General features: G+C 64.0%; 12 protein-coding genes and 2 tRNA genes. 9 read left to right on the top strand and 5 right to left on the bottom strand.

Going from position 1 to position 15,764, the window contains the following annotated elements:
* Positions 1-300: hypothetical protein (locus tag J1C49_RS18440; protein ID WP_227447312.1), on the top strand; the 300-nt coding region annotated here is incomplete at its 5' end.
* Positions 301-573: 273 nt separating this feature from the next.
* Here the strand turns inward: J1C49_RS18440 and J1C49_RS18435 are convergent.
* A tRNA-Leu gene (locus tag J1C49_RS18435) sits at positions 574-660 on the bottom strand.
* Between the two features lie 311 nt (positions 661-971).
* Here J1C49_RS18435 and lipB point away from each other — a divergent pair.
* The 4 genes from lipB (at position 972) to J1C49_RS18415 (ending at position 5,633) form a co-directional block, all read left to right on the top strand.
* Positions 972-1,910, top strand: a complete 939-nt coding sequence (gene lipB, locus J1C49_RS18430; protein WP_370639433.1) for a lipoyl(octanoyl) transferase LipB — start codon at positions 972-974, stop codon at positions 1,908-1,910.
* A gap of 203 nt (positions 1,911-2,113) precedes the next feature.
* A complete protein-coding gene (locus tag J1C49_RS18425) occupies positions 2,114-4,021 on the top strand; it encodes a PhoX family phosphatase (RefSeq protein WP_227447311.1) in 1,908 nt (635 codons plus the stop codon).
* A gap of 473 nt (positions 4,022-4,494) precedes the next feature.
* Positions 4,495-5,208 carry a cytochrome c biogenesis CcdA family protein gene (locus tag J1C49_RS18420; protein ID WP_227447310.1) on the top strand — a complete coding sequence of 238 codons (714 nt, stop codon included), beginning with the start codon at positions 4,495-4,497 and terminating at the stop codon, positions 5,206-5,208.
* A gap of 14 nt (positions 5,209-5,222) precedes the next feature.
* Positions 5,223-5,633 (top strand): thioredoxin family protein, encoded by a 411-nt coding sequence (locus J1C49_RS18415; RefSeq protein WP_227447309.1) that lies wholly within the window; start codon positions 5,223-5,225, stop codon positions 5,631-5,633.
* Positions 5,634-6,202: 569 nt separating this feature from the next.
* Here J1C49_RS18415 and J1C49_RS18410 read toward each other — a convergent pair.
* Entirely contained in the window at positions 6,203-6,853 is a 651-nt protein-coding gene (locus tag J1C49_RS18410; RefSeq protein ID WP_227447308.1) for a GntR family transcriptional regulator, read from the bottom strand.
* Between the two features lie 214 nt (positions 6,854-7,067).
* Positions 7,068-7,760 (bottom strand): M48 family metallopeptidase, encoded by a 693-nt coding sequence (locus J1C49_RS18405; protein ID WP_227447307.1) that lies wholly within the window; start codon positions 7,758-7,760, stop codon positions 7,068-7,070.
* Between the two features lie 153 nt (positions 7,761-7,913).
* Between J1C49_RS18405 and J1C49_RS18400 the strand changes: the two genes are divergently transcribed.
* Complete coding sequence (locus J1C49_RS18400; protein ID WP_227447306.1) at positions 7,914-8,234, top strand: TIGR02300 family protein; 321 nt, start codon at positions 7,914-7,916, stop codon at positions 8,232-8,234.
* Positions 8,235-8,678: 444 nt separating this feature from the next.
* A tRNA-Ala gene (locus J1C49_RS18395) sits at positions 8,679-8,754 on the top strand.
* Between the two features lie 337 nt (positions 8,755-9,091).
* On the opposite strand, the gene J1C49_RS18390 is transcribed toward J1C49_RS18395, so the two are convergent.
* A complete protein-coding gene (locus J1C49_RS18390; RefSeq protein ID WP_227447305.1) occupies positions 9,092-11,932 on the bottom strand; it encodes a calcium-binding protein in 2,841 nt (946 codons plus the stop codon).
* A gap of 436 nt (positions 11,933-12,368) precedes the next feature.
* Here J1C49_RS18390 and J1C49_RS18385 point away from each other — a divergent pair, with 436 nt between their 5' ends.
* Positions 12,369-13,361: an aldo/keto reductase gene (locus J1C49_RS18385; RefSeq protein ID WP_227447304.1), complete on the top strand. Its 993-nt coding sequence runs from the start codon at positions 12,369-12,371 to the stop codon at positions 13,359-13,361.
* Positions 13,362-13,546: 185 nt separating this feature from the next.
* On the opposite strand, the gene J1C49_RS18380 is transcribed toward J1C49_RS18385, so the two are convergent.
* Positions 13,547-14,461, bottom strand: a complete 915-nt coding sequence (locus tag J1C49_RS18380; RefSeq protein WP_227447303.1) for a LysR family transcriptional regulator — start codon at positions 14,459-14,461, stop codon at positions 13,547-13,549.
* 153 nt (positions 14,462-14,614) lie between these two features.
* Here J1C49_RS18380 and J1C49_RS18375 point away from each other — a divergent pair, with 153 nt between their 5' ends.
* Complete coding sequence (locus J1C49_RS18375) at positions 14,615-15,715, top strand: tartrate dehydrogenase (protein WP_227447302.1); 1,101 nt, start codon at positions 14,615-14,617, stop codon at positions 15,713-15,715.
* Positions 15,716-15,764 lie beyond the last annotated feature (49 nt).

Raw genomic sequence — 15,764 nt, 5'->3', positions numbered from 1 at the left:
AGCCGTCGCTCGAAAACTCACCACAATCGCAAATGCCCTCGTCAAGTCAGGACAAAAATGGACTTCTCAGACTGTCTGAGAAATACAGTTGCTAAACCTGAAAACCGCAGCACCGGCAGCGGAAACAGAGGCCGGGTGCCGGAAAATATGGCGGGCGGGAAGAGTGCGCAGCGCGGGAATGGCACACGCGCTTCCAAATCGGCTGCTTTGCGTCACTGGCGCTCCGGTCTTTCACGCTGGCAAGCGTTGCGTGTCAATTTGCCCCCGAATCCGCAAAGTGACTCGCATGCGACGCGCTGAGGTCAGGGCTCACAGTCGTGAAATAACGAATGATGCACCGCTCCATGATCCTGCAACACCGTCACTCGGACGTTTTGCATAGGCTTCGGCTTCATCCCGGTCTCGGGACAAGGCTTGCCTAATGAGGCGCCCATAGGCTTCTACACCGTGATTTGGTGCAAAACGGTTGCAGCACTAGTGCCTGAACGACGGTCAGAGCATCGAATGTATCACAGCACTCTCGCTCTCGGTGATGAATACCGAATTCGCTTCGCTTCATGATCGGGAGAGTGATGGTGCGGTCGAGAAGACTCGAACTTCCACGGGAGTTACCCCACAGCGACCTCAACGCTGCGCGTCTACCAATTCCGCCACGACCGCACTGTCAGGCTTGGTGGGGCGTCTCTACATAAGCGCGCAGCGGATGTGAAGAGGAAAAAAGCACCGATTTTGCATTCCCCTGAAGCCCGCCGGGCTCAGGCCACATCGCGAGCGCGAACGGCCTGAAATTCCTCGCTTTCCGGCCCCCGCCGCCGCGCGCCCTGTCAGTCGCAACCCTAACGCAGCGCAGCCTGTCACTCCGTGCAGGCCGCGAAGGGCCTGAGGCACCCGGCTGTGATGGCGCTCTGGCGGAATCAGCGGCGCGCAGAGCGCCCGTCTCGGTCTGTCCCCGGCGCTGTATCATTCCGACAGTGGGCCGATGCGCCCAACGCTTGCGTGACCACACGGCCTTCGACACACTTCACAAGCGGCCCCCGCGCTGGACAAGCAAGGCGCCCCATGCCATCCCGCCAGATAATGACTCAGAACAGGGATGCGGGCTGCAAGGATCCGCCCCGGGGCACAGCGGCTGCCTCCTTGTGTCCTGCAAAACCGCTCGGCCCTTATTGCGGCCAAGGCCGCGCAAAACCGCGCCTGCGCGACAATCAGGGAGACGGGCACAGGCCCGGAAGACCATGGTGGAATGGAAAATTTCAGACGGGTTGACCAGCTACGAAGACGCCCTCCAATTCATGGAAAATCGCGCCGCGGCCATCGCAGCCGGCGACGCGGATGAATGCGTTTGGCTTCTTGAACATCCGCCGCTTTACACCGCCGGCACCTCCGCGCGCCGCGAGGATCTGCGCGAGCCGGACCGCTTTCCGGTTTTCGAGACCCGGCGCGGTGGACAATATACCTATCACGGGCCGGGCCAGCGCGTGGTCTATGTCATGCTCGACGTTGCAAAACGCGGGCGCGACGTGCGCTGTTTCGTCCGCGATCTCGAAGCCTGGGTGATCGCCACGCTGGGCGAATTCGGCTTGACCGGTCACATTCGCGACGGCCGCGTCGGCGTCTGGATCGAACGCCCGGACCGCCCTGCCCTGCCCGACGGGCGCATGGCCGAAGACAAGATCGCGGCAATCGGCATCCGGCTGCGCAAGTGGGTCAGCTTTCATGGCATCTCCATCAACGTGGAACCCGATCTGAGCCATTTCGACGGTATCGTGCCCTGCGGGATCACCGATTTCGGCGTCACCTCGCTTGTGGATCTGGGACTGCCCGTCACGATGGACGACCTTGACGTTGCCCTGCGTCACCAGTTTGACGCGGTGATGGAGAGCCGTTTTCGAAACCGCTCCTGCGCGTAAGCTCCGGATCGCACGACGTTCCGCCGCGCCTCCCGGCCATGGCCCAGATGGGTGCCCGGCGGAACGCCGCGCACGGCGCCAACTCGCGTCATAATTGTGTTACTCTACTGTCATGCAGCTGAAACGCGGCGCCATTATTCGCCAGACAGCAGGCCGGCCACAGGGTCGGCATTGCCGAATGCGAATCCGACAGGGGGATCACCATGAAAGACATCGATCACACAGACATCAGCGCCGACGATTGGGACGAGCTGAATTTTCCGCGCTCCGAAGACAACGAGTTCGACGCGGTTGTCGAGCGCGCCATCTCGCGCCGCGGGTTTCTGGGCGGCGTTCTCGCCTTCGGGTCCGGCGCGGCGGTCATGGGCACTGGGCTGCTCGGGTCCTCGTCCGCGCAAGCGCAATCCGCCGCCATGGGCAACCGCTTTGCCTTCACGCCGATCGACATCGCGACGGATTTCGACGTGCATGTACCGGACGGTTACGAGTGGAAGGTGCTGACGCGCTGGGGCGACCCGCTGTTCTCCGATGCCAACGGATACGACGTGTCAGAGGGCGGCCCGGTCGAAGGCTCCGACCGCGTGTTCGGCGAGAACACCGACGGGATGGAGAGCTTCATCTATCGCGGCAAGCAACTGATCGCGGTCAACCACGAATACACCAACCGCAAGATCAACATGCCCGCCGCCAACGAAGGCACCCCTGCGGATGCGGGTGACGTGACGCGGCTGCAGAATCTTCAGGGCGTGACCGTGATGGAAGTGGCCGAAGGCGAAGACGGCTGGTCCGTCGTGATCGACAGCCCCTTCAACCGGCGCATTCACCACAACAGCGAAATGGCCATCGCGGGGCCGGCCGCCGGGCATGATCTGCTCAAGACCGACGCGGACCCCACCGGCACGCTGTCGCTCGGCACGATGAACAATTGCGGCTCGGGCAAGACGCCGTGGGGCACCTACCTGACCTGCGAAGAGAACTTCAACGGCTATTTCGGCTCCACCAACGCCGATGCCAGCTATGACGAGATGGTGCAGGCAGGTTTCGAACGCTATGGCATCGGCACCGATGGCTGGGGCTATGACTACCACAAGTGGGATCCGCGTTTCGACACCTCCAAGAACCCCAACGAGCCGCATCGCGCAGGCTGGGTTGTCGAGATCGACCCGACCCAACCCGACAGCACCCCGGTCAAGCACACCGGTCTGGGCCGCTTCAAGCACGAGAATGCCGAGGTGGTTCTGGCCGCAGACGGTCGCGTGGTGGTCTATATGGGCGACGACGAGCGCGGCGAATTCCTCTACAAGTTCGTCTCCAACGGCACCTACACGCCCGGCGGTTCGACCGAAGGCCTGCTCGATGACGGCACGCTCTATGCCGCGGTCTTCAATGACGATCAGACCGGGATATGGAAGGCGCTGACACCGGAAACAACCGGCATGGCCTCGCTTGCCGAAGTGCTGAGCTTTGCGCGCAAGGCGGGTTCGGCGGTCGGTGCCACGACGATGGATCGCCCTGAATGGATCGCCACCAATCCGCACGCGGTCGAGGGCTATTGCTGCCTGACAAACAACCGCAACCGGGGCGTCAAACCCAACGCGGGCGGCGACGACACATCCGTCAACGGCCCCAACCCGCGCGAGACGAACCACTATGGCCAGATCGTGCGCTGGCGTCCGCATGACGACGATCACGCGTCCGATACGTTCGACTGGGATCTCTACGTCATGGCGGGCAACCCGACCGTCTACAACAACGCCTATGGCGGGTCGGACAACATCACGCCGGGCAACATGTTCAACTCACCCGACGGGATGGCGTTTGACAGCACCGGCCTGCTCTGGATCCAGACCGACGGCGATGACGGCAACGAAGAAGACTTCGCGGGCATGGGAAACAACCAGATGCTGGTGGGCGACCCCGTGACGGGCGAGATTGCGCGCTTCCTGACCGGCCCGAAAGGCTCCGAAGTTACGGGCCTGACATGGTCGGCGGACCGCCGCACGATGTTTGTCGGCATCCAGCACCCGGGCGGCTCCTGGCCCGACGGCAACGGTCTGCCGCGCTCGGCGATCATCACCGTCAAGCGCAGCGATAACGGCCTTGTCGGCTGACGCGTGACACTGGCGGGGCGCAGCATACCAGTTGCGGCCCGTCCGGTTGGCGTTTCGAACGCACCGAAAAGCAGGTGAAGGCTCTGCAAGGGCTCACCATCACGCCGGAGCGGATGTCCCATCTGCTCCGGTTTTCGCTTGTCCTCATGGCAGCGCCATGTTGCGATCAGGGGGCGGACCGCTTTTGCGCCCGAGCGATCCGGGCACCCGGCTCATGCGGCACCTCTTCGCGAAGCCGCCCATCCTGCGCCACAGCGGACCCGCCGGCCCCCGTGCCGCGGTCACTCCCGCTCGCGCGCGGCGTGCCCTTCCCACACCATCGCGCGCATGGGTCGGGCGCGTGTCCTGGCGCCCGCTGTCGCGCTTTCATCCGGGACGCGCTTTGCCTTTGTGTCAGCGAACTGACAACCATGTGAGGCCCCGTCAGAAGATCGTTGCGTGACAGCAAACCGCACACGGGCAATCACCGCGTCATGGAATTGCTGTTTGCATATGGCGCGGGGCTTCTGACGCTGATCAACCCTTGTGTTGTGCCGGTGCTGCCGATCGTTGTCGCCAGTGCGCTTCAGGCAGACCGGTTCGGCCCGCTCGCCATGGCGGCCGGTCTGTCGGCGTCTTTTGTCACCCTCGGTCTTCTGGTGACGGCATTTGGCCACCTCATCGGCCTCGACGTCGACATGCTTTCCCGGATCGGCGCCTTTGTCATGGTTGGTTTCGGTCTCGCGCTTCTGGTCCCGCGGGCGGGTGCCATTCTCGAAGGCGCCACGGCTGGTCTGTCCGCGCGGGCCGATGCCGGGATCGATCGGGTGGATCGAACTGGCCTCGGTGGGCAATTTGCAGCTGGAGCCCTGCTGGGCGCAGTCTGGAGCCCTTGCATCGGTCCAACGCTGGGCGGTGCCATCGCGCTGGCGTCCACCGGTCAGAGCCTCGGTTGGGCCGGTGCGATCATGACCGCCTTCGCGCTCGGTGTCTCGACGCTCATTCTCGGCCTTGCCTATGCCACGCGCGGCGCAACCGGGCGCTGGAACGCGGCCCTCCGCCGGATGGCGGGATCCGCCCGCCCGATCCTTGGCGGCGTGTTTATCGCGGTCGGCGTCGGGATCCTGTTCAACATACACCACATGATCGAAGCCTGGATGATCGGCGTTTTCCCCGCCTGGCTCATCGATCTTTCCGTCGCACTTTGAAAAGGAGATAGTCCATGGATCGTCGACACTTCCTCGCCCTTGCGGGCGCGAGCCTTGCCCTGCCGCGCGTCGCTTTGGCTGCGCCGCTCGCCTACAAACCCGGTCTGGTGCAGGAGCGTCTCGCTGCCGGCGACACCGTGTTCCTCGAATTCAAGGCCAGCTGGTGTTCCACCTGCGCCGCACAGGAACGCGTCCTCAATGCGCTCAAGGCGGAAAATCCGGCCTACGAACAGGCGATCACGTTCATCGACGTCGACTGGGACCAGTATGGCCGCTCCGATCTGGTCAAGAGCTTGCGGATTCCGCGCCGCTCGACACTTGTCGTTCTGAAGGGCGATCAGGAACTCGGTCGCATCGTTGCGCAAACCGGCAAGGCCACCATCACCGAGTTGATGAACACCGCTCTGGGCGCCGCAACGGCCTGAGTTTCTCCGCCTGAGCACTGTGCCGGCCTTCGCTATGTCGCGGTGCGCGTCCGGAGGGGGCCGGTCGCGCCCTGACGCCGTGTTCTTCGTGTCCCTCAATGACCGGAGAGGTGTGGTGGAGGGCTCGCCGGGCTAACCGGCGGGCGTGCCAACGGCAAACCACTTGCCCGACAACCGGCCAAGCCGCACCGAGACGATCGGAGGGCGGCAGTCCTGCTTTGGCCTCTGTAAAAGCGCCAGCCCGTGAACGGTCGCCTGGCGCGCGCGATGTCGACCGCGTAACGCACCGGTTGCGCGCCGTTTTGCGCCCCGCCGCACCGCTGTGATCCGCGACCCGCACACGGGGCAACACGACTCCACCCACCTCGGACACCAAACACCTCTGACCAGCTTCTTGGGGAGGGGCAAAAGGAGCCCAGCGCACCGATCAGCTGCGGCAGCGCCCCAGCGGGCAGCATCCATGGTCTCAGCGCATCATCAGATCGACGCGACACCGGACCCCAAAGCTCCGTGTCAACGCCGGTTCCGCGCGGTCCCCTGACCATCAGACCCGTTCGACGGCGCACGCCCTAGCTGGCAAGCATCCGCAATCCCTGCGTGACGTCCGAGCGCACGGCAAGGCGCAGCCCCGGCTCGTCCCCGGCCTTCAGCGCCGCAACGATCAATCGATGGAATTGCGGCGCTTCGGTGCGGTTCAGACGCCCGTAAAGGGTGCGCATGGTTGGTCCGAGTTGAAGCCACACCGTCTCGCACATGGCCAGCATCGCCGGGGCCTGCGCCCGCAGGTAGAGCGTTCGGTGGAATTCGAGATTGGTTCGGATGTAGCCGACCGCATCCCGGTTGGAGACCGCATCGGCAATCGTCGCATTGATGCTCTGAAGCCGCTCGATCAACGCGATATGCGCCCGCGGCAAGGCTCTTGAGGCCAGCTCCACCTCGATCAGGGACCGCAGCGCTGCCAATTCCTCGATCCGCTCGTTGCTCAGTTCCGGCGTGGAGACGCGGCCCGAACTGGACATCGACAAGGCCCCTTCGGCCACGAGCCGCTGCACCGCTTCGCGGGCCGGCGTCATGGAAACATCGAATTCCCGGCCAAGGCCCCGCAGTGTGAGTGCGCGTCCCGGCTCGATCTGGCCGTGCATGATCCGCGTGCGCAATCCGCGATACACCCGGTCATGGGCGGAGGGTGTGGCTTCTGCGATGCGGGGTATGGCGTGCATCGTGGATGGTTCGCCCGGAACCGTCAGCCCGTCAAGAGGGAATGGCGCGTCGGCCCCGGCCGGGACTCCCCAATCCCGAGCGCCTCAGATCGTGCCACGACCCTGCTCAAACCGCGCGGCTGTCCGCTCCGGCACGCGGCAGCGCCAGCCCGCGCTGCCTGTATCCGGCCACGATGTGGGCCGCGCCGGTGCGGGACCGGCGACCGCCCCGTCTTCATTCGTCGGACAGGTCAAAGCGATACCGGTGGAGCCCCGCGCCCTCGCGCCGCAGCCATGCGCGCGGGGTCTGCCAGTCGCCATAGAGGCGCTGAACCGTGGCCCAGAAGGCCGGCGAGTGGTTCATTTCGGCGAGGTGCGCAACCTCGTGTGCGGCAACATAATCCAGCACGTCCGGCGGCGCGAGAATGAGCCGCCAGCTATACATCAGCCCCCCCGCCGCCGTGCACGACCCCCAGCGCGACCGGGTATCGCGCAAGGTTAGCTTGCTGTAAGGACGTCCAAGCCGCGCGGCATAGCGATCCGACGCGCTGGCCAGCCGGTCCCGCGCCAGCGTGCGCAACCATCCCTGCAAGCGCGGCCCCATCGGCCCCGGCACATGCAGCAGATCCCCCTCGAGCCGCACCCGTCGCCCGGCTGTCGACACAACCCGGCAAGCGCGGCCCTCCACTGGGATCACCGCGCCCTCCGACACGGTGACCGACGCCGCGCGCTTGTCGAGATGCGTGCGCAACCAAGACTCCTTGTCGGAGAGGAACGCCAGCCCCTCCGCCTCCGAGACCGCCCGCGGCAGGGTCAGCGTCACGCGCCCGTCAAGCTGCGACAGGCGCAACGACAACCGCCGCGCCCGTGCGGAGCGGCGTAGCGAAACATCAATCGGTGGGTTGCCCGGAAGCCTGATCTGCCCCATATCGCCCTGATCCGGAGTTTTCTGCCAAAGGCTTTGACAGCCTTGGTTCGTTATGGCAGGGGACGCGGATTGTGCCAAGTGCGCACGACACGATCCGGCCAATCTGGCCCGGGCCACCAAAGAGACTGGACAAGACCTGGAAGGGGACATCCCATGCCCAAGGAAGAATGGGGCACGAAACGCGTCTGCCCGACCACCGGCAAGCGTTTCTATGACCTGAACCGCGACCCGATCGTGAGCCCCTATACCGGCGAGGTCGTCAACCTCGACACCGGCAAGAAATCGATGATCGCCGCCGACTCCGAAGACAAGGCCGCCAAGAGCAAGGCCGTTGACGCCACCGAGGACGATCTGGTCGAAGACGAGGTCGATGTTGATCTGGACGACGACGATGTTCTTGAGGATGAGGACGACGACAACGTTTCTCTGGACGAAATCGCCGATGTCGCATCGGAAAGCGACGACGACAGCTGACGCAATTGTGGCCTTTGCCACCTGACAAAGCGTCAAACGCACATGATCGAAGGCCTCGGAGCAATCCGGGGCCTTGTTCGTTTCCTGATCCCCAAGCGCCCGGTGGCTGCCGGAGTGGCGTGCGCATGCCTTTTTGGGGGTATCGAACGGGCCCGCAGGATATGGTCACGCCGCTCGCCTGCCCTTTCTCGGTATGCCCGGCCACAACGCAGCGAGACAGCGCGGGGGCTTGTTCCGATGCGCCCCACACCAGCCCTGCGTTGCGCAGCATCCGCCGACGCGGCCGCGGCCCGGGCAGACAGGTTTGCCTGTCGTGAACCGCTGGGCACGGGACGGATCGGCGCTGTGCAAGAAAAGCGGACCAAGAAGCACGATTTCCGCTTGATCCCGGCGGCGGCTTTGCGTAATCACCCGCGCACAGCGACCCGACAGGGACGCGGCGATGGGGCCTTAGCTCAGCTGGGAGAGCGCTTGCATGGCATGCAAGAGGTCAGGGGTTCGATCCCCCTAGGCTCCACCAATACCTTGCAGTCCAATAGTATAGCTGGATGTTGAAGTGGTGTGACACAGAGGTGTGACACAGGATGAATCCTCATGCGTATCTCAGCAGGTCAAGACATGGCATCTACGACTTCCGCTGGCCACGACCACAATCCGGGCCAGCGAGGACCCGCAAGAGTATCAGGCTTTCCCTAGGGACGAGATGCCCAACGACCGCTGGTATGGCGCCAAGGCATCTCGATGTTCATGTTGAGCAACCACGGACAGCGACGAAAACCAGCACAATGGATCATGCCACGCTCAAGGCTACGACCCCACCTCCGGGTGGATGACCGCTTCAAGCCGTCTGTTCTTGCTCAGAAAAAGCGCATGTCGTCGAGGATCGCGTCGATATCGCTCACCCCCAGAAATGTCAGCGCATTGCCACTGCCGAAATCGAGGATCACCCAGCCATCATCGGTCAGGCTTGCATAGCCGCGCAGATCTTCCGGTCCCGGCGCGACCTCGCCCAGAAGCACCGCGGCGATCTCCACCGCGTCGATATCGGGCTGGAATCCCACGATCACATCCGCACCGGCATCAAACACAAAAATGTCCGCCCCGAGTCCGCCCTGCAACCGGTCATCCCCGAGACCGCCCGCAATCCGGTCGTTGCCCGCATTGCCAATCAGCGTGTCATTGCCCGCGCCCCCGCGCAGCGTGTCAAACCCGTTGGCCCCTGAAAGCCGGTCATCGCCGTCACCGCCTGCCATCACATCGGCGCCAAGCCCGCCTTCGAGAACGTCGTCCCCTGCCCCGCCATCGAGGCTGTCATTGCCATTGTTGCCCTGCAGCGTATCGGCGCCAGCCCCGCCTCGCAGCGTGTCGAACCCGTCGCGCGCCTGCGCAAAATCGTCGCCCGCGCCGCCGTCGATCCAATCGAACCCAAGCCCGCCTTCGAGCGTGTCCGCGCCGTCGCGCCCCTCCAGCGTGTCATTGCCGAAATTGCCCTGCAAAAGATCATCGTCATCGCCGCCATCGAGGCTGTCGAACCCGTTGCCACCCCTCAGCGTATCGCTTCCGGTCTCTCCAAGCAGCGTATCAAACCCGACCCCGCCCAGAACGAGGTCATCGCCATCGCCCGCCTGCACGGAATCACTGTCAGCCCCCACATCAATCGTGTCATCGCCGTCGGCGCCAAGGACGTCATCCGCATCGGGCGTGCCGTCGATCTCGAGATCCGGGTGCGGGGTCAGCAGCAGCGCCTGCGCATCGACAATCATCCCGTTGACAAAGAACGTCTCGACATTCTGCACCCGAACATGCCCCTCGGGCGCGATGAAAAGCAGCCCGTCATCCGTGTTGAGAACCGCCACATACTCAATCGTATACGAGAACAGAGCCGTGTCGTTGCCGAGGCCACCATCGATCACCGCATTGCCAAAGGCCGCAAAGAACTCGTCATCGCCGCTGCCACCAGTCATCGTGTCGTTGCCGAACAGGCCGTTGAGCGTGTCGTTGCCCGGACCGCCCTGAAGCAGATCGTCGCCGCGCCCCCCATCGAGATAATTGTCACCGGCACCCGAAATCAGCGTATCCTCGCCAAACCCGCCAAGCAGCCTGTTGCCGCCGTCATAAACCTCCAGCAGGTCATCGCCGAGATCGCCGAAAAGCGCGTTGTCGCTGCCCGAAGCCTGCAGCGTGTCATCGCCAAGCCCGCCATCGAGATGTGTTTCGCCACCATCAGCAGTCAGCGAATCCTGTCCGTCGCCGCCAAGCAGCCTGTTGCCGCCGCCCTGTCCTCCAAGCGAGTCATCGCCAGTCCCGCCATCGAGAAGGTCACCCCCGGCATTTCCCGAATACACCCGGTCATTGCCCGCACCGCCCAAAATCCTGCTGTTGCCGGACGAGCCATAGACTTCGTCATTCCCGGCGCCGCCATCGAGCAGATTGGCGCCGGACCCACCCTGAATTTCGTCATCGCCGTCGCCACCGCGGACCGTATCGTCACCCTCTCCACCAAGCAGCCGGTCATTGCCCGCATCACCGTTCAGGGAATCGTTGCCGACCCCACCATTCAGTGTGTCATCGGCATCGCCACCAAACAGCGTGTCATTGCCTTCCTCAGCATAGAGTTGATCATTGCCGTCCCATCCATCGAGACGGTCATCGCCCTCTCCGGCGTACAGCGTGTCGTTCCCCGCCCCACCATCAAGGATGTCATCCCCGACGCCACCGATGATGCTGTCATCTCCGGTATTGCCGTCAATCGCGTCGTTGCCCTCATTGCCATAAAGCAGGTCATCTCCGGCCCCGCCTTCCAGAACGTCATCGCCGTCTTCGCCATAGATCTCGTCAATTCCGTCGCCACCGCGCAGGCGGTCATGGCCGGAAAACTCATCAGCGCCGCCTATGCCACCGTGAATCGTATCATTGCCGCCATCCCCGGCCATGTTGTCGTCGCCTTCACCCCCGAGCAAACGGTCATCGCCGGGGCCGCCAAGGGCAAAATCGTCGCCCTCCCCACCGCGTATGAAGTCGTTCCCATCCAGCCCGAGAATGCCGTCATCGCCGACCCCGCCATCAAGCTGATCATCGCCTGCCGCCCCTTCGAGCACGTCATTGCCCGGCCCGCCAAAGAGTACGAGGCGTTCATTTCCGGAGCCAATGATCGTGTCGTTGCCGTCCTCGCCGTAAAACGACGACCCGATCTCTGTGCCGGAGATGTCGCCGACGATCTGACCGACCGTACCGATGATCTCGACCCGATCAGCACCCGCGCCCGCCCGAAGAAAGATCTCACTCAAGGTAGAAAAAGACGTCGTAAATTCCTGAACCGTTTGGATGGTCATCGCGACAGTCGCGTTATCCAGAGTGACTACATCGTCTTCGTCCGAAAACAACCCAATGGGATCTATGAACACCCCGAAATCGCCATCAAGATCGATGTTGAGCGCATTGCGCGAGGCCGAGCGAACCAGCACCGTATCGGTGCCGTTCTCTTGCAGCAACAAACCCGCCCCGGAGTTCAACACCGAATTGGCGGAAAAGATCGTGTCGTCAAACGTCAGGACCACTGCGGTGGTTGTTCTGGTCGAATCCCGTTGCTCCAACTCGCCCACCGGAACAACCGTAAACCACTCCCCGGACCGAACACCTACCGACGACAGGGAAACGATCTGGTTCTGGCCCGAAGGGCCGACACTGATAAAGGGCACTGAAAATCCGATCTTGGAAAATGAAGCCAGAGCGAGGATGCCGCGCGCTGAACGGGTCCGCTCCTGCGGGGAATAGACGCCGGGAGACGCACGGTGTCCAGTCTGAAATGCGCAACCCTTCCGGGTTTGGGGGTCGATGCGCTCGCCGTCATGCCGTGTCGAATGACCATGTGGTGTGCGCGGAAGACCACCGGCGCCCAAGCCATCCCGCCCGTGTATTGCCCCGGACACTCTAAAAGTATCGCCTTACAAGGCGCACCTTTGCCAGCGCTGTGTCCGGCGCGGTTCAACCGGGTGGCGGCGTGCTGGATTTATGCCCGTCATGCACCACATCACGGCCCAGAAAACGGCGCGGCCCCGGGCCATCCATTGCCCCCGGGGCCGCGCCCGCAAGCGGTAACGCCGCGTTTGACCACCCAACGGGAAAGGCTCCGACATGAAGACACGATCCCTTTTGCAAACCGGTCAGTCCGTTCCTGAAATCGGCCTTGGTTGCATGAATTTCACCGGGTTCTACGGCCCGTCCTCCGATGCCGAAGCCCAGCAGACCATGGCCCGTGCCGTGGACCTCGGCATCACCTTCTTCGACACGTCCAACATCTATGGTTTCGGCCAGTCAGAGACGATGATCGGGGCGTTTCTGCGCTCGACAGGCGCGGACATCACGCTCGCCACCAAGGCCGGTATCTGGCGCGATGCGACCCATGGCAACCGCGGCTTCAACAACACCTCCGCCTATCTGCGGACGGAACTCGAAGGCTCCCTGCGGCGGCTCGGCGTCGACCGGGTTGACCTTTTTTACGTGCATCGCCGCGACCCGTCGGTCGAAATCGAAGCGGTGATGGAGACGCTGCTGACCTTCAAGGAGGAAGGCAAGATCGGCGGCATCGGCTTTTCGGAGATCGCTCCCGCCTCGCTGAAACGGGCCTTGGCCGTCGGACCGGTGGATGCCGTTCAGAGCGAATACTCCCTCTGGACCCGCCAGCCCGAACTTGGCCTCATCCAGGCCTGTGCCGCAAGCGGCGTGGCCCTTGTGCCATACTCCCCGCTTGGGCGAGGCATGTTCGCGCAGGATGCGCTCGACCCCGCGCGCTTCGCGGATGGCGACTGGCGGCGGCGCAATCCCCGCTTTCAGGAGCCAAACTTCTCCCATAACCGGGAGGTGACGCAGCGCTTTCACGCCCTCGCCCGCGATCTCGGCATCGCCCCGGCCACGCTGGCGCTTGCCTGGTGCTTGTCGCGCGGGCCGCATGTGATCCCGATCCCGGGCACGCGCTCGGCGGCCCATCTCGACGCCATCGCCGCCGCGAGCGACTTTGTGCTGACGCCCGATATCGCCGCGACCCTTGACGGGATCATGCCCGTCGGCTGGGCCCACGGGGACCGCTATTCCGCCGACCAGTGGAACGGTCCGGAGGGCTATTGCTGATCCAACAGTCGCTCGCGGAGCGTCCGCGACGCGGCACCGCGCGCACGCGGACCATCGCATAGCGACTCCAAGCGGCGCCGCGCCAGAACCGTCAGCGGCGTCCGGGCGTTTTGCGACACCGCGCAGCGGGTCAATCGCGCCCGCCCCCACGGCCGGGCAAGCGGCACGGGACGGTGCTGCTGCTGTTAGCCGCTGGCGCTGAGACGTTCGAGATCCTGCGTCAGGATTTCGATGAAGCGGTCGCGCAGCGGGTTGCGCGTATCGCGCAGCCACACCGCATACAGCGCCAGTTCGCGCGGCGTCTTGCCATCGGGCAGCACCAGATCGACAAACCGCACGCCCCCGACCGCAAGCCGGGAGGCCCATTTCGGCACGATGGCCAGCCCGACCCCGGACCCGACGAGACTGACAATGGTCTGTTTTTCCTGGGCAATCTGGGCAACCCGCGCAGTCAGGCCCGCCTGCGCAAAAAGCGTCATCGTCAGATCATGGCTGTGTGGGCGCGAGCGCCGGTCCGGCACGATCAACGGCGCACCGGCCATATCCGCAACCCGGATGGCCGCGCGGGCCGCGAGGGGATGGTTCTCCGGCACCGCAACCACCGCGGTTTCCTGAAACAACGGGCGGAACTCAAGCCGCGGGTCGCGCGTCTCCGGTGGCCGGATGATGGCAAGGTCGAGGCTGCCTGACAGGATTCGTGGCAAGAGCCGAATTGTCTTTTGCTCAAGCATTTCCACGTCCACCGTCGGCATCGCGTCGCGAAAGCGCGGCAAAAGCTGCGGCATGAGGCCCGCTGCCGCGCTGTCGATCGCTCCGACCCGCAAGGTCTTGCTCTGCGCCTGCGGCACGTCCCGGAACCGCGCCTCAAGCCGGTCTGCGCGCTCCACGATATCCCGCGCGGCCCGGACAAACGCGCGCCCCTCCGGGGTCAGCGACACGCTGCGCGTCGTGCGCAAAAGCAAACGGTGACCGAGCCCGTCCTCAAGCATACGGATATGCCGGCCCAAGGACGCAGGCAGCATGTCCATCGCCTGCGCGGCGCGACCGAAATGGAGCGTTTCAGAGACCGCGATCAGGCATCGCAACTGGCGCAGTTCCATATTCCCTCCGATTATACACATAAATTATATAATCTTATGACCATTGCGGCAAGAGCGCCGGTCGCGCCATAGCGGTGCACGCAAAGCCCCCGCGCCACCCGCGCCACGCCGTGGCGCGGAGTGCCCAGAACCCCAACCGCGAAAGGCCACACCATGACCTCCTATCGTATTGCCGCAATTCCCGCCGACGGAATCGGACCGGAGGTGATCGACGCGGGCACCGCTGTGCTCGATGCGCTCGCCGCACGGATGGGTGACCTGGCCTTCGAGGTCACAACCTTCGATTGGGGCTCGGATTATTACAAGAAACACGGCGTCATGATGCCCGAAGACGGGCTCGAGACCCTCAAGCCTTTTGACGCCATCTATTTCGGTGCTGTCGGGGCGCCGGATGTGCCCGACCACGTCACGCTCTGGGGCCTGCGCCTGCCGATCTGTCAGGGCTTTGACCAATACGCCAATGTTCGACCAACGAAGATCATCCCCGGCGTGACCTCGCCGCTGCGCGATGTGACAACCGGTGATCTGGACTGGGTGATCGTGCGCGAGAATTCCGAGGGCGAGTATTCCGGAAATGGCGGACGCGCCCATCGCGGCCTGCCCGAAGAGGTCGGCACCGAGGTCGCCATTTTCACGCGCGTGGGTGTGACCCGCATCATGCGCTACGCCTTCCAGCTTGCACAGTCGCGCCCCCGAAAGCTGCTGACGGTGGTGACAAAATCCAACGCCCAGCGCTTCGGCATGGTGATGTGGGACGAGATCGCCGCCGAAGTGGCGCAGGAATTTCCCGATGTCACATGGGACAAGATGCTGGTCGATGCCATGACCGTCCGCATGGTCAAGGACCCCAAGAGCATTGACACGGTTGTGGCCACCAACCTGCACGCCGATATCCTCTCCGATCTCGCCGGCGCGCTGGCCGGCAGCCTTGGGGTGGCGCCCACCGCCAATATCGACCCGGAGCGCCGCTTCCCGTCCATGTTCGAGCCGATCCACGGCTCTGCCTTCGACATCACCGGGAAGGGCATTGCAAACCCCGTGGCGACCTTCTGGACCGCGGCCCAGATGCTCGACCACCTCGGCGAAAACAAAGCGAGCGCCCTGCTCATGGCGGCGGTGGAACGCGTCTGTGCCGAGGGCATCGTCACCCCGGACGTGGGCGGCACCGCCACCACCAAGGAGGTGACGGACGCGGTGATTGCAGCCATTCAGGGCTCCAATGTCCTTGCTCCGGGCGGCCAATCGGCCCCATGATCCACTGAGCGCGCATCGCGCAGAAATCCGGCGGCGCAAACCGGCCGCC

The organism is Cognatishimia sp. F0-27, from assembly GCF_020667845.1.
In the GTDB taxonomy this organism is placed as follows: Bacteria; Pseudomonadota; Alphaproteobacteria; order Rhodobacterales; family Rhodobacteraceae; genus JAFMPQ01.
The sequence above is the reverse complement of the archived record's forward strand: the minus strand, read 5'-3'. Positions and strand labels throughout refer to the sequence as shown.